This window comes from Xenorhabdus khoisanae, from assembly GCF_001037465.1.
In the GTDB taxonomy this organism is placed as follows: Bacteria; Pseudomonadota; Gammaproteobacteria; order Enterobacterales; family Enterobacteriaceae; genus Xenorhabdus; species Xenorhabdus khoisanae.
Map to the genome: position 1 here is coordinate 13,248 of NZ_LFCV01000063.1, position 14,378 is coordinate 27,625.

Consider the following 14,378-nt stretch of genomic DNA (forward strand, 5'->3'; position numbering starts at 1 on the left):
ATGAAAATTTATCCCGCCAGAATGGCGGGTTTATCAGAAAAATAACGTTTACAGCACTATTTCATGAATAATCACTGCTAAACGGTCGAACATTTCTCCGAATAGCCGCTCTGTAAATGGCACCAGCATCGGGAACAACAGGGAAAGAGTGAAAATACCTACTGTCAGAGTCAGAGGAAAGCCGACCACAAATACAGAAAGCTGAGGTGTCATGCGGTTCAGCATGCCCAAAGAAAGGTTCAGAACCAAGAGTAGGGTAATCATTGGCATCGCAAGCATCATGCCATTGACAAAGATCAGGCTGGCACTTTGAGCCAATAACAGAAAACCTTTTGGATTCAATTGAGTCGATTGAATGGGAATGGAATAAAACGTATCTACCAGAATAGACAGCAACCATAAATGCCCGTCAAACGCCAGGAACAGCAACATCATCAGCATGTTCAGAATACGGGCTAAAATGGGCATATTCGGGCCACCGGTAGGATCAAAGAATGTGGCGAATGAAAGCCCCATTTGTAATCCAAGTACTTCACCGGCATGTCGTACCACAGCAAAAGCAATCTGAATGGTTAATCCCAAGGCCATACCGATCAATATTTGTTGTATCAGGACCCAAATGCCGGGAACGGAAAAAACAGGAATCTGGGAAGCAGGGAGACCCGGAACCAATAAAGCGGTGATAGCTAACGCCAAGCCTATTCTGACCTTTATCGGCATCTGTTTTTCACTGAAAATTGGCGCTATGCTAAACAGCGCCAATAGACGTACCAACGGCCAGAAAAAATCACTGACAAGGCGGGAGAGCGTTTCGCTATCGAACGGGATCATGGTTAACCGATCATAGTCGGAATGCTGCTAAACAAAGTACGCATATAGTCCAGAAGCAAGTTCAGCATCCATGGCCCCGCGACAACGATAGTAACGACAACGGCCAGGATTTTCGGAATAAACGATAAAGTCATCTCGTTTACCTGAGTTGCCGCTTGCAATAAGCTGATGATCAAGCCACAAATCAAAGCAGACAAAAGAAGTGGGGCAGCTAATGCCAACGCTACTTTCATTGCCTCAACGCCAAGGGCCATTACCGATTCTGGAGTCATAATTTTCTCAAACCGCTTTTTTTAATCTTTTTCCAATAAGAGCTACGCTAGACGTAAAAACTTTGTGCCAGTGAGCCAAGCAACAATTGCCAGCCATCCACCAAGACAAACAACATCAGTTTAAACGGCAGTGATATGGTGGCAGGCGGAACCATCATCATCCCCAAGGCCATCAGAACACTGGCAACGACCAGATCGATGATCAGGAACGGAATGAAGAGCGTAAAACCAATCTGGAATGCTGTTTTTAATTCGCTGGTAATAAATGCAGGAACCAGCACACGCATTGGGACAGAATCCGCGGTTTCAAATGCTTCTTGGTTTGCAAGGCGGGCAAACAGAGCTAAATCGTTTTCTCGCGTCTGGCGCAACATGAATTGGCGCAGAGGCTTCGAACCGTTATCCAGCGCGGCTTCCAGTGTGATCTTATCTTCACTGTAGGGCAGGTAAGCGTCTTGGTAAACCTTATCAAATACCGGTGCCATGATGAAAAAAGTCATAAACAGTGCCAGACCCAGCATTACTTGGTTAGGGGGGGCGGATGGTGTCCCCAGTGCGTTACGCAGTAAGCCCAGTACAATGATAATACGGGTAAAACTGGTCATCATCAGCAAAGCCGCAGGAATGAATCCCAAAGCCGTGATAAAAATTAGGGTTTGAACTGGCAGTGACCAACTTTGTCCGCCGTTGGGTAAAGGTTGGCTGATGATGCCGGGCAACTCGGCAGCGGCGTTCATGGGGAACAGTGGCAATAAGAGTGCCATAAACAGAGTTGCCAAACGCATCATATTAAGCTGTGAGACAAATTTTTTGCCAGTCATAAAGAAAACTCTATTTTTCATCATCGTCCTTGTCGTTCTTGCTTTTTCGCTGGAGCGTATTCTTCAACATCTGGCCGAATGGCAGTGACTTGAGTGCGGCATCCTTTTCCGCGTGATCAGTTGGCGCCGGCATTTGATGCAGCATGTTGATTTGCTGGGATGTCACGCCCAGTACCAGCCAGTTGTCTTCGACTTCCACCACAACGATCCGTTCTTTCGGTCCGAGAGAACAGCTCGCCTTAACATTCAGCAATCGATGATTTTTGTTTTTACCGGGGGCAAGACCTAAACGGCGAACTAGCCATGTCATAAAAAAAATCAGCAATAAAATCCCCCCCAGTGCACTGCTGATTTGCATCAGTGTCTGACCAGCCGGGAGAGGTTCAGTATTGCCTGTTGTGTTAACTGTTGTGTTAACTGTCGTGCTAACGGGTACGGCATCAGATGCCGTACCACGTTGAAAAGAAACATTCAGGGAAGGCTGGTTCGCCATCATAGTTAACGACTCAAACGACGCATGCGCTCAGAAGGAGTGATGATATCCGTGATACGGATACCGTATTTATCGGATACGACAACCACCTCTCCCTGTGCAATCAAATAGCCGTTGATCAGAATATCCAGTGGCTCGCCCGCCAGACCATCAAGAGGCACCACTGAACCTTGTGACAGTTTCAGTAGTTGTTTGATAGTCATCTTGGTACGTCCCAGCTCAACAGAGAGCTTAACGGGAATATCCATGATCAGATCAATATCGGAGAGCTGGGCAAGTGCATCCTGCGGTTCCAGGTTCTCAAAAATTGACGCGCCGCCGTCAGAGGTTTGCTGTGCGGCCTGTTGTTCCAGCGCTTCTGCCCACATATCGTCAGTCGATCCGTTATCTGCGGGTTGTTTAGCATCACTCATTGGGCTTTTCCTCATCCAGAGCAGTTAAAACAGGGTTAATCAGGTGTTCAACACGCAGGGCATACTGCCCGTGTAGTGTTCCATATTGACTGGTGAGCACAGGCACACCATCAACGTGAACGATTAGGCGTTCAGGTTTTTCAATCGGCAAAACATCACCGCTTTTCAGTTCGAGTATCCTTGACAGCCGCAGTGGGATATCAACAAAGTTCGCGACCAGTTCTAATTCTGAATGCTGAACTTGTTTCACCAGACTTTCACGCCACAATCCCTCTTCCTGACGGACATTTTCCACAGGTGGATTGGTCAGGCGTTCGCGCAGGGGTTCGATCATGGCAAATGGAATACAGATGTTGAACTCGCCGGTCAATGCACCGATCTCCACCTGAAACGGTGTGGTAACCACGATATCGTTCGGTGAGGTGGTGATATTGGTGAATTTTATCTGAGTTTCGGAACGCACATATTCCACTTCAAGTTTAAAGATAGAATCCCAGGCGTCACGATAGGCATCCAGCGCCAGTTTCAGCATTCGGTTGATGATCCGCTGTTCGGTATAGGTAAATTCACGGCCTTCCACTTTGGTTGGAAAACGACCATCACCCCCGAAGAGGTTATCAACAGCGATATAAACTAAGCTTGGCTCGAAAGCGAATAGTGCGGTTCCTCTCAATGGTTTCAGGTGAACCAGATTGAGGTTGGTTGGCACGGCCAGATTGCGGGCAAATTCGTGATAAGGCTGAACTTTGATGGCACCGACCGTAATATCCGGACTGCGGCGCAGCATATTAAACAGCCCCATCCTGAATTGGCGGGCAAAGCGTTCATTGATGATTTCCAGTGACTGCAAACGTTCGCGTACAACACGGCGTTGTGTATTGGGATCGTAAGGTCGAACCTCATTTTCTCCAGACGCAGTTTGTTCTACGTCATCAGCAGAGGCACTGTCACCATTGAGCAGAGCATCGATCTCTGCCTGTGAAAGAATATTGTCACTCATTGTGATTATCGCAGAATAAACGTGGTAAACAACACATCGGTGATTTCCTGATCAGGCTCACCGGGTATTAGTGTCGGGTTTAATGTCTGTTTGATTTCTGCCACCAAATGCATTTTTCCGTCATCTTTTGCCAGTTCGGTGGCTTTCTGGCGAGATAATAACAGCAACATACGGCTACGAACCTCTGGCAGATAATCATGGAATCGCTGACGGATTTTTTCGTCAGGCAGACGCAATGTCACGCCAACATACAGAACGCGATCGAAATGATCTTCGTTGTCGATCAAATTGACGGTAAAAGGTTCCAAGTTCATAAATACGGGGGCATTGATGGCTTTGGTTTTTTCTGAGCTGTTATTGGTTGACTGGCTCATTGTCCACCAGCTATACCCTCCGATGGCGGCACCAAGAACAGCAATCAGTATTAGCAGTATTATCCAAATTGGATTTGTGCGTTTATGCTCGTAGCTATAATCAGACATGGACAGACAAATTCCTGTTTTTCGTTGCGGATAAGTCCCCGCGCATTCCGTGGCGGATCTCCTTATCCATCAAAATCGATATCAATTATCCCGCGTCTTTGTTCCGGCAATAGCGGGAACAAACGGAGAAAAAACCATTAACTCGCACGTTTGTTATCGACCCTTTTTCATTTTATTACAGTGTATTCTGAAATTAGGTGAATAATCTGGTGGATAATTAGGCAAAAGTATCAACACCTCCCCGGGTTGAGGCGAGTTGTTGAGGTGTCAGCTTGATGGCGGAATCATGAGCCGCGGTGACTCCGGTTGAGGCCACTAAACCATGACCTTGAGCATTGGCATGGGAGTTAGAATGACCACTATTCTGGCTATTTGCTTGGTTACTGGCATGATGTTCTTGCTGCCAGTTCCCTTCGGCATCACTACTGACACTGCTTTGAGCCAATTGGATGCCACTTTCTGCCAGCGAGTTACGAAGTCCTGGCAAAGCAGCTTCCAGAGCAGCCCGAACATTCTGATGAGCGGAAACAAAGTGCAATTGTGCCTGATTATCTTCAACACTCATGCGGACATGCAGTGCACCCAGTTCTTGAGGATGTAAACGAAGCTCCGCCTGTTGTAATCCATTACGGTTAAAGAACAACACGTGCTGATTAAGCTGTTGTTGCCATTCTTCGCTGCCAAGATGGGCATTCAATAAAGGTGCAGTTGTGCTATTTAACTGAAATTGACCCGTTGCTTGTTGTCCGCCTGAAAGCAGGGGAGAAGCTGCCAATACCGCAGGTGAGTCGATGGGAGCGGTTTCTATTGTAGCTGCCGTCAACGCCGGAGCGCCCTGAATTGCCATTTGGAGCAGATTTAGTTCCTTGCCACTGTTTTTTGAAGAAACGTTTTTTGAATAAGTATTGTCTGAATAAATATTTTTTGGGAGAGTATTGTCATACCCTGCCTTATTAGTGGCAGCCAGTTTGACTTGCCCGGCGACTGGTGTGAGCACAGGACGAGTGTTGGCAGAATTCTCGGTTTTGTCACTGAGTGCAATATCTTGTGCAGCAGCAAATTGGATACTTTTGTCTGGTGCTTTCTCTTTAGATTGTTCAGAGAAAGATTGTTCAGAAGGATCTGTACCAGCAACTTTGGCATCTTTGCCCAGTAACGTCTGGACAGCACTGTTTTCATCATCCAGCAAGCCATCCTCCATTAAGCCATCTGTACTTTCTTGAAAAGCCGCAGAACTTGCAGAAGGGGTGACCAGCCCGGCAATCTGGATCGGAATAACAGCACTTAACGCTTCGGCTGACAAAAGATCTTCATCTTTCAATACGGCAAATTCGGCACGGTTTTCTTGCAAGGTAACTTCCGCCTGCAACTTATCCGTGACCCCCGCATTATCTGATGTCGGCTGCAATTGCGACCATTCGCCTTGTGCTGTTTTGTCAGCAGCAGATTTTCCCTCTTTCAGACTATTTTTATCCGCCTGAGCAGTGTGCTTCCGCATAGAGGCTGTTTCTGCATTGAGAAGTTGCCCAAATTCAGAGGAAAGGTTACCGTTCACGGGTTCATTTAAAGTCGGCTGACTTTTTTCCGGGCCTTTACTCGTGGGTTTTAAATCAGTAGGCAAAAGAGTAAGATTCATTGTTTCATTCTCCGTTGTGCACCACGTTGTGCGTACTCGTCCATTTGTTTTTGCTCCATGCGGTTCTGGTGTAGCTTCAAATTATGCTCTGCCCGCTGTTGCAGTGTGTCGAAGGCGTTCAGACGCTGCTGTTTTTCCTGCCATTGTGACATGGCTTGCTCAAGTCGTTTTTTCCATTGATTGAGCTGTAATCTGTGCTGTTCAATTGCCATTTCCAACGTTTTCATAAACTGCTGATAATTTTGCCAGGTTGAGCAGGACATGCCGCTGCTGAGAGTGTCGTTTAAACGGGTACGATATTCATCCTGATAACTCATTAACGCCGTGAGTTGTTGCTCCATTTGTTGGTGACTTTGCCTAATTTGTGCAAGTTGTGATGCGGCTTTTTCCGCCGCAGCTTGGGCAAGTTCGCGTAAAGTCACAAGAGGGGAGTTTTGTTGCATGTATTTCCTCGTTTAAATCACCAAACAGACATAAGCGTTACTGAAGTGCATCAATAGCAAAGTTATATCGGCACCGAACCGACAAACGTTATACTCGTTGGCAAAATACTCCTCGGCGAAATTCCCATAGGTAACATTTTCATAGGTAACATCCCCATAGGTAAAATGTTATGTCGGCAATAGCTGTTGAAGCTGGGTACAGGCTGCATCGTATTCACTGCGTTCTTCAATGCCTTGTTGCAGGAACTGAGCCATGTGAGGATAAAGCTCAATCGCTCTGTCCAGTAAGGGATCACTGCCCGCAGCGTATGCGCCAACGTTGATCAAATCACGGTTGCGCTGGTAGCCGGAAAGCAACTGTTTGAAATACTGCACACGTCGATAATGGGTATTGTCGATCAGGGCGGTCATGGCACGGCTGATGGAAGCCTCAATATCAATGGCAGGATAGTGACCAGACTCTGCCAGTGAGCGTGATAACACAATATGACCATCTAAGATAGCGCGAGCCGCATCGGCAATCGGGTCTTGTTGGTCATCACCTTCTGTCAGTACGGTATAAAATGCAGTAATTGAGCCACCGTCACTGACGCCATTACCGGCCCTTTCCACCAGTGCGGGTAATTTGGCAAATACAGAAGGAGGATAGCCTTTGGTTGCCGGAGGCTCGCCGATAGCCAGTGCAATTTCGCGTTGTGCCATGCTGTAACGGGTCAGAGAATCCATAATCAGCAGGACATGTTTACCGCGATCGCGGAAATCTTCAGCGATGCGGGTCGCATAAGAGGCTCCCTGCATGCGCAACAATGGCGAAACATCAGCAGGAGCGGCGACGACGACAGAGCGTGACAACCCTTCCACGCCTAAGATATTTTCAATAAAGTCTTTAACTTCCCGACCACGCTCACCGATCAGGCCCACTACGATCACATCAGCTTGGGTATAACGTGCCATCATGCCGAGCAGTACACTCTTACCAACACCTGATCCGGCGAACAGCCCCATACGCTGCCCACGCCCGACTGTCAGCAGGGAGTTAATGGCACGAACGCCAACATCCAGTACATTGCTGATGGGAGTTCGTTGCAGGGGGTTGATTGGAGTAGTTGTCAGGGGAGCGCGATAGCCTGTATCGGGGGATGGCAAGCCATCAAGGGGGCGCCCGGCACCATCCAGAACCCTGCCAAGTAATTCAGGTCCCAGAGGCAGGCGGCGTCCGCCCCCCGTATCTTCACCATAAGAACGGGCATAGACGCGGGCACCCGGCACAATGCCTTCCAGTTCTTCCAATGGCATCAACAACAACTTTTCGCCATTGAAGCCAACAACTTCACTTTCAACCTCTTCAATGGTGTTGCCATTCTGACGCTCGATCAGACAAGTCGCACCGAGAGGCATGTGCAAGCCAGTCGCTTCCAGCACTAAACCCGTTGCGCGGGTCAGGCGTCCGTAACGGCGTACTTTCGGTGTTTTTTCCAGACGCTTTTCAAATGAATCCAATGTTGTCAGCCAGCGCCCAAGTCTTGCCGTCATCACAATTCTCCCGGTGCTGCCAGACGGCACATTTCATGCCAGCGTGTTGCTAAACTGGCGTCCATATCTCCTTCATTGGCACTGACTTTACAGCCGCCCGGATGCAGTTTGTTATCTGCAATGAGACGCCAGCCATGTAGTGCCAAAACTTCCCCTAATTGTTGTTCAACCAGAGAAATATTCTGTGGGTGGACTCGCAACTGTGGTTTTCCGCTGAACATAGGTTCTTGCTGGATAAATTCACGGATCTGATTCAGTAGGGCAGTGCCATCACAAACAGCAGGCTGTCCTAAAATATGGTGAGCAGCCGTTAGTGAAAGTTGCATTAAACGCGAAGCAATAACCGTATCCAGACCATCCAGTGAATGGCTAAAATCTGTCAGCAATGCTTGCCATTGATCGATAACCACTTGCTGTTGTTGTCTGGATTCTTGCAAGCCTTGTTCCAGTCCGGCCTTTCGGCCTTCCTGGAGTCCTTGTTCATAACCCTGAGCCTGACCTTCTGCAATACCCTGCATATGACCTGACTGACGAGCCTGTTCTTTCAGCTCGTCCAGCATTCTTATTTGTTCCAGCAGTCGTTCCTGTTCGCTTGGCTCCTCTGCCTCTTCCACCGGTTCCAGTTTTGCCCGCAGGGTATCCCACAGATTCAATTCGTTTGGCTGCCACGGTTGCCAGCTTCCATTCTTGGGTTTATCAGACATAGGTATCGTCACCACCATTCAGGATCATTTCGCCGCTTTCTGCCAGACGACGAACCACAAGCAAGATGGATTTCTGTTCTGCTTCCACTTGGGACATACGAACCGGGCCACGGTTTGCCAAATCATCACGCATGATTTCAGCAGCCCGCTGCGACATATTGTTGAGGAAGTGATCGCGCAATGCCTGATCGCAACCTTTCAATGCCACAAGCAGGGAATCGACCGGAATTTCCTGCAACAGGCGCTGGATACTGCGGTCGTCCACGCCGATAAGGTTTTCGAACAGGAACATTTCATCAATGATTTTCTGTGCCAGTTCGTTATCGTAAGTGCGGACTGCATCAATGACGCCTTCTTCCTGCTGGCTTTTCATCAGATTGATGATTTCTGCCGCAGTACGAATACCACCCATTTTGCTGCGTTTCAGGTTCTGACCATCCAGCAGGGTATTCAATACTTCTGTCAACTCTGCCAGTGCGGATGGCTGTACACCACCAAAGGTAGCGATACGAAGCATGACATCATTACGCAGGCGTTCCTCAAACAGAGCAAGAATATCGGCTGCCTGACCACGATTCAGGTGAACCAAAATAGTGGCAATAATCTGCGGATGTTCATCGCGTATCATATCGGCCGCCATTTGCGGTTCCATAAAGTTGAGGGTTTCGATGCCTGTCGTGGTATCACGGGACTCAAGGATATCCTCAAGCAGACTGGAAGCACGTTCTTCACCCAATGCTTTGATCAGTACGCTGCGCAGATAATCGTTGGCGTTAATGCTGAGGGCAGTGAACTGCCCCGCATCTTCTTCAAACTCCGCCAGCACTTCAACCAGTTGCTGGTTGGAGACTTGTCTCATCCCCGCCATGGCAATACTCAATTGTTGTACTTCCCGGGAATTCAGGTGCTTGAACACCTCGGCCGCCTGATCTTCTCCCAGGGTCATTAACATGACGGCACTTCTTTCTGTTCCGCTCAGGCTCATTGTTCGTTACTCATCCATTGACGGATCACCAGCGCGACGACGCGAGGATCTTTTTCTGCAAGTTCACGGATACGCTGACTTTGAAGCTCTGCATTAACGCGTTGGCGAGCCAGCTTACGGCGCATTTTTTCATCCATTTCAGCATTGGTTTCTGGTTGCTGTTTCTGCGGGGTTTTCTGGGCTGCCAATGCGGCTTTTTCTGCGGCACGTTTTTTGGCGATTTGTGGCACGATCATCTTACGCCACAGCAACCAGGCAACCAGAACCAACAGTAACCAACGACCTGCTTCCAGCAGTTTTTCCAGCAGGACAGGGTGCTGCCAGAATGGCAGAGTTTCTATCACTTCGGATGTATCATTGAACTGTGTGTTGAGTACGTTCAGGCTGTCGCCACGTTCAGTAGAGAATCCCATGGCTTCACGGGTTAGTGCTTCTATCTGCGATAACTGTTCTGGTGTCAGCGCTTTTGTTTCAGGGCCATTTTCCCCCTGAACGGTGGTATAGTTGACCACAACGGCAACCGAAAGACGTTCCACTGTGCCAGCTTGTAATTGAACATGGCGAATGGTGCGATCCACTTCATAGTTGGTGGTTTCGTCTTGACGGTTATTGCGGTTGTTACTTATTACGCGCTCATAGCTATTATTTCTGTTATTGCTATTGGCACTATTGTTGCGGTTCTGGTCAGCTTTTTCGTCACCATTGCCTTTGGCATTTGGTTTTTCAATCGGGGCATTTGGCGCAGCATTTGGCTGATTCGACAATGCTCCCGGCACACCGCCTACCAATGGCCCGCCACTCTGCTCGCTGATACTGGTTTGTTTGGAGCGGATGGCTGCCTGATTTGGTGGCTGATTAGGTTTATACTCTTCCGCTGTTTCTTCACGGTGAGAGAAATCAATTTGTGCCGTTACTTGAGCATGCACATTACCGCGACCCACGACAGGGGCCAGAATAGTTTCAATGCGGTGCTGGAAACGACTCTCTACTTCCTGTGTATATTTCAACTGAGTCGTATTTAAATCACGGCCAGTGGCATCGGCTTGTGTCAGCAGGCGACCAGATTGATCTACAATCGTCACATTGCCAGCCGGCAAACCGGCAACACTGCTTGAAATCATATGCACAATGGCATTGATTTGCCCTTCATCCAGAACACGGCCTTGCAGCAATCCGACTGTTACGGAGGCTGACGGCGATTTTTGTTCACGAACGAACAGCGAAGGTTTTGGCAGAGCCAAATGGACACGAGCGCTCTGGACTGGGCCGAGTGATTCAACAGTACGAGCCAGCTCACCTTCCAATGCGCGTTGGTAATTGACCTGCTCACTGAACTGGCTGATACCGAATTTCTCTTTATCCAAGAGTTCGAAACCGGCAGCGCCCCCTTTTGGTAGCCCTTGTTGTGCCAGTTTCAGGCGGGTCTCATGCACCTTATCGGCAGGTATCATGAGCGCAGAGCCATTTTCGGCAAAACGGTAAGGGACGTTCATTTGGGTTAATTGCGTAACGATTTCCCCGCCATCCTTATCACTCAGGTTGCTGTAAAGCACTCGATAATCGGGGCTTTTCAACCAGAGGAACAGGGCGATGACAATAGCGATGGCAGCGGAGCCAGCAACTAATAACGGAACTTTTGGATCAGCTTTTATCCTGCTGATGATAGCGTTAAAACCTTTATTTTGGTTTTCAACGTCGGTTGTTGCTGCACTCATAGACGATCCTTGCCTTGCTGGTCAACATGAATACTAAAAGCGTGGCGTAACAAAACAGACTCCCCATACGCAAGCGAAAAGATTCTTCCTATTATTAATCCCATCATTATTCGCTGTTCACACCTCTTTTAATGGCACAATAAGCTTTGAATTTTTACTTCAATTACCCGCTTTAGTTTGGAAGGGCTATGTTACGGTGGCAGCGTGGAAAACTGCCAACTGGCCCACGGCTAATATGGCACTTAATCACATAATCAATAGGGTGATTTAACGCGAGGTTTTTATGTCAATTCAGGCAATTGAAGGTGTACTGCAACAGATGCAGGCTCAGGCATTACAAGCAGCAAACATTGCCAAACCCATGCCAGTACAAGGCAGTTTTGCCAGCCAACTGACTGCCGCTGTAGAAAAAATAAACCGGAACCGACTGAGTGCATCCAAGCAGGCACAAGATTTCACACTGGGCGTTCCGGGTGTGGAACTCAATGATGTGATGGTCAATATGCAGAAAGCGGGCATTTCGTTACAAATGGGCATTCAGGTAAGAAATAAGTTGGTTAGTGCTTATCATGAAGTCATGAATATGCAAGTATGATAAGTTAATTATTCCATAAATTTGCAATAATGAATTTTTATTAATTAGCTGAAGAGTATTTAGAGTTAATTTCTCGTTTGAGAAACCGGGGGCAACCATTTCTATATTTGGCTGCACCCATTGATCGTGAATTAAATTAAATCCGCATGTTATGCTTGATATTTTTTGACACGAACAAAATAAAAAAATATCATTTTCAGTTGATTCAGAATTACAACCGCAGATAAATCGCTTGCATAAAGCGAATGAGATTGAAAATTAAATTTAACAATGCCGAGATGGTGGTGAATATAATACCCAATAATGGGTAATTGATCCAGCCTTTCATGTGGTAGGTTTCTGAACATCTTGGCGCTTTAATTAGGGATGTTTAAAAATGAAAGCTTTAGCTATTATCGCTCTTATATTTGCTGCTCTATCTATATTTATCCCAGTGGGTGGCGTATTTATAGCTATGTTCTGTAGTGTTTTCGCTCTTATTACATTTTATAAGAATCCGACATTATCTGGTGTAACATTTGGCATAAACATCATTGATGCTGCCTTTTTGTCACCAAGTATCATGGCTACTGCTGCTACAATGCATAGTAATGGGGAAGATGGTATAGGGCTTTATTGGTTCTATGTTGGTTTCCATATTGTTCTTTTCGTATTGGCAATCATTATTTCAATGATTTTAAAGAAAAAAGAACAGAGTAAACAAACTGTTGCAGCAGACTAATCGCCAGTCAGCTCCGTAAGGGGCTGCATAACAGCGATAGAAAAAACACTAACAAAACGTGATATCAGATGCTTGCATGAAATGCGTCGGTTTGGATAGTTAGCTAATATGATGTAAATAGGTATCTAAATGAAAAAAATATTGAAATGGGTAGGGATAGTATTTGTCGTTCTTATCGTAATCGGGATCATTGCTGGTAAGGATGATAAATCATCAGGAACGACTTCATCCAGTAGTAATGCGATTAAGTTAACTGAAAATGAATCAAACGTTATTGAAAATGTAATTCGTAAAGATGTGAAAATGGGTTTTGAAGGTGGTAATTCAGAACTAAATACAGATTACATTGTTGTAACAGCGAAAGAGATGGAAAGGGTGTACGCGAGTAATGAGGCTAGAGGTGATAAAACCTATAAAGGTAAAAAAATCATCATCACTGGTATCGTTGATTCTATAGATTCTAGTATTGGTGACATTCCTGTTGTTACTTTGAAAACAGGCGACATGTTTAATAAAGTTCACGTCAATTTTGCCAGAAAATATAGAGATCTTGCCGCTGAATTAAATAGAAACCAAAAGGTTAAATATGCATGTGTTGGTGAAAGCGTTATCATCGGTTCTCCAACATTAGGTGATTGTGTTCCAGTTTCAGTAGCTGAAGATGAGTTGGTTAGCAAGTTAGTATCATCTATAAATAACGCTTCGAAAAATCCAGACAAGGCAACTGAAACTGACAAGAAAATCATTTTGTTTGCTAAAGTTTCGTCTATAGTAACGGATGATTTTAAAACTTGTAAGGTGACAGACATAGAGTGCTTATCTTCAAGTCTTAATAAGTATGAAAAGAACAAGCTAGAAAATAACGAAGAAGTAAAAGAAATAACTGAAAAATTAGGCTTAACCTCTGAAAAAAATCAATAAAGTAAAAAATCTCAATAAAATAAAAACCCCGGAATGGGGTTTTTATTTTGAATGGTTTTTCAAGTTGTAGCTTTGTTGATTATACCAATCTATAATTTATTGGGTTTTAAAACTAAGATTTTTATTCTAAGATATACAACCGTAGTTGATGTCTGGGGAGTCTCCTAAAATAACAGTATCAATATCAGTTATCCAAATTTTACTTTTTTCTAACTTACCTGAATTACTATCTGTGATTGTATAGTCAATATATAGTTGAGGTGTTATATCTTCGGAAAGCCCAATCCATATAAGATCACAGAATGGAATTGGAATATTTATATACTTTTCTTGACCATCTGTAAGAACATTACTTCCATCTAATATAAAATCAATTGTTTTATCTTTTTTTCCAGTAGCGGACACCCTTAAATATCCCTTTTTTCCATATTGAGGTAAGTTCTTTTCATTCTGACTAGCTGCTAATTTTATAATGATATATAACCCTGCTTTGCCATTGTTAATACTCCCATTAAGTTCAATGTTATTACTTATTGTATCTCATTGGTTACCTCTTGATTAAGTAGTTTAAATATTAGCTTTTATACTTTTCATTTATTAGGTGATAATCATATTGATGCTGTGCTATGTTAACTTAAGATATAGTTACTTTAAGTTTTTTATTTGCTAGTTGTAATTTGCGCAAAAATAATTACTGTACTGTTTTTTATTCAAATAATCGAATTGAGTGTGTTAAAATTATTTTGGTTTTATCTTATTTTTATTATTTCATTTTTTATTTAATATGAATTTTAAAATTGGTTATTTATATAA

The 14,378-nt window shown here is 45.3% G+C and carries 17 protein-coding genes; 3 read left to right on the forward strand and 14 right to left on the reverse strand.

Going from position 1 to position 14,378, the window contains the following annotated elements:
- Positions 1 to 48: 48 nt before the first annotated feature.
- The 13 genes from fliR to fliF form a co-directional block, all read right to left on the reverse strand.
- A complete protein-coding gene (gene fliR / locus AB204_RS10265; RefSeq protein ID WP_047963289.1) occupies positions 49 to 831 on the reverse strand; it encodes a flagellar biosynthetic protein FliR in 783 nt (260 codons plus the stop codon).
- Positions 832 to 833: 2 nt separating this feature from the next.
- Positions 834 to 1,103, reverse strand: coding sequence for a flagellar biosynthesis protein FliQ (gene fliQ / locus AB204_RS10270; protein WP_047963290.1), 270 nt, complete (start codon positions 1,101 to 1,103; stop codon positions 834 to 836).
- Positions 1,104 to 1,150: 47 nt separating this feature from the next.
- Entirely contained in the window at positions 1,151 to 1,888 is a 738-nt protein-coding gene (fliP, locus tag AB204_RS10275; protein ID WP_411354713.1) for a flagellar type III secretion system pore protein FliP, read from the reverse strand.
- Positions 1,889 to 1,934: 46 nt separating this feature from the next.
- Positions 1,935 to 2,420 (reverse strand): flagellar biosynthetic protein FliO, encoded by a 486-nt coding sequence (fliO, locus tag AB204_RS10280; protein WP_047963291.1) that lies wholly within the window; start codon positions 2,418 to 2,420, stop codon positions 1,935 to 1,937.
- Positions 2,421 to 2,422: 2 nt separating this feature from the next.
- Complete coding sequence (gene fliN, locus AB204_RS10285) at positions 2,423 to 2,830, reverse strand: flagellar motor switch protein FliN (RefSeq protein WP_047963292.1); 408 nt, start codon at positions 2,828 to 2,830, stop codon at positions 2,423 to 2,425.
- Positions 2,823 to 3,830 carry a flagellar motor switch protein FliM gene (gene fliM / locus AB204_RS10290; RefSeq protein ID WP_047963293.1) on the reverse strand — a complete coding sequence of 336 codons (1,008 nt, stop codon included), beginning with the start codon at positions 3,828 to 3,830 and terminating at the stop codon, positions 2,823 to 2,825. Before fliM ends, fliN begins: the two co-directional genes overlap by 8 nt.
- 5 nt (positions 3,831 to 3,835) lie before the next feature.
- Complete coding sequence (gene fliL / locus AB204_RS10295; protein ID WP_047963294.1) at positions 3,836 to 4,312, reverse strand: flagellar basal body-associated protein FliL; 477 nt, start codon at positions 4,310 to 4,312, stop codon at positions 3,836 to 3,838.
- A gap of 217 nt (positions 4,313 to 4,529) precedes the next feature.
- On the reverse strand, positions 4,530 to 5,948 hold the full coding sequence (locus AB204_RS10300; RefSeq protein WP_047963295.1) for a flagellar hook-length control protein FliK: 1,419 nt from the start codon (positions 5,946 to 5,948) through the stop codon (positions 4,530 to 4,532).
- On the reverse strand, positions 5,945 to 6,391 hold the full coding sequence (fliJ, locus tag AB204_RS10305) for a flagellar export protein FliJ (RefSeq protein ID WP_047963296.1): 447 nt from the start codon (positions 6,389 to 6,391) through the stop codon (positions 5,945 to 5,947). The genes AB204_RS10300 and fliJ overlap by 4 nt, the downstream gene beginning before the upstream one ends.
- 168 nt (positions 6,392 to 6,559) lie before the next feature.
- Positions 6,560 to 7,924 carry a flagellar protein export ATPase FliI gene (gene fliI / locus AB204_RS10310; RefSeq protein WP_047963297.1) on the reverse strand — a complete coding sequence of 455 codons (1,365 nt, stop codon included), beginning with the start codon at positions 7,922 to 7,924 and terminating at the stop codon, positions 6,560 to 6,562.
- Complete coding sequence (gene fliH / locus AB204_RS10315; protein ID WP_047963298.1) at positions 7,924 to 8,628, reverse strand: flagellar assembly protein FliH; 705 nt, start codon at positions 8,626 to 8,628, stop codon at positions 7,924 to 7,926. Before fliH ends, fliI begins: the two co-directional genes overlap by 1 nt.
- Complete coding sequence (gene fliG, locus AB204_RS10320; RefSeq protein WP_047963299.1) at positions 8,621 to 9,613, reverse strand: flagellar motor switch protein FliG; 993 nt, start codon at positions 9,611 to 9,613, stop codon at positions 8,621 to 8,623. Before fliG ends, fliH begins: the two co-directional genes overlap by 8 nt.
- Entirely contained in the window at positions 9,610 to 11,328 is a 1,719-nt protein-coding gene (fliF, locus tag AB204_RS10325; RefSeq protein ID WP_047963300.1) for a flagellar basal-body MS-ring/collar protein FliF, read from the reverse strand. Before fliF ends, fliG begins: the two co-directional genes overlap by 4 nt.
- A 283-nt stretch (positions 11,329 to 11,611) precedes the next feature.
- On the opposite strand from fliF, the gene fliE reads away from it, so the two are divergent.
- The 3 genes from fliE to AB204_RS10345 all read left to right on the forward strand — a co-directional run bounded on the left by fliE (position 11,612) and on the right by AB204_RS10345 (position 13,565).
- Positions 11,612 to 11,923, forward strand: a complete 312-nt coding sequence (fliE, locus tag AB204_RS10330) for a flagellar hook-basal body complex protein FliE (RefSeq protein WP_047963301.1) — start codon at positions 11,612 to 11,614, stop codon at positions 11,921 to 11,923.
- Between the two features lie 376 nt (positions 11,924 to 12,299).
- Positions 12,300 to 12,644: a hypothetical protein gene (locus tag AB204_RS10340; RefSeq protein ID WP_047963303.1), complete on the forward strand. Its 345-nt coding sequence runs from the start codon at positions 12,300 to 12,302 to the stop codon at positions 12,642 to 12,644.
- A 129-nt stretch (positions 12,645 to 12,773) separates the two neighbouring features.
- Positions 12,774 to 13,565 (forward strand): OB-fold protein, encoded by a 792-nt coding sequence (locus tag AB204_RS10345; protein ID WP_047963304.1) that lies wholly within the window; start codon positions 12,774 to 12,776, stop codon positions 13,563 to 13,565.
- 126 nt (positions 13,566 to 13,691) lie between these two features.
- On the opposite strand, the gene AB204_RS10350 is transcribed toward AB204_RS10345, so the two are convergent.
- Complete coding sequence (locus AB204_RS10350) at positions 13,692 to 13,970, reverse strand: hypothetical protein (RefSeq protein WP_047963305.1); 279 nt, start codon at positions 13,968 to 13,970, stop codon at positions 13,692 to 13,694.
- Positions 13,971 to 14,378: the final 408 nt, after the last annotated feature.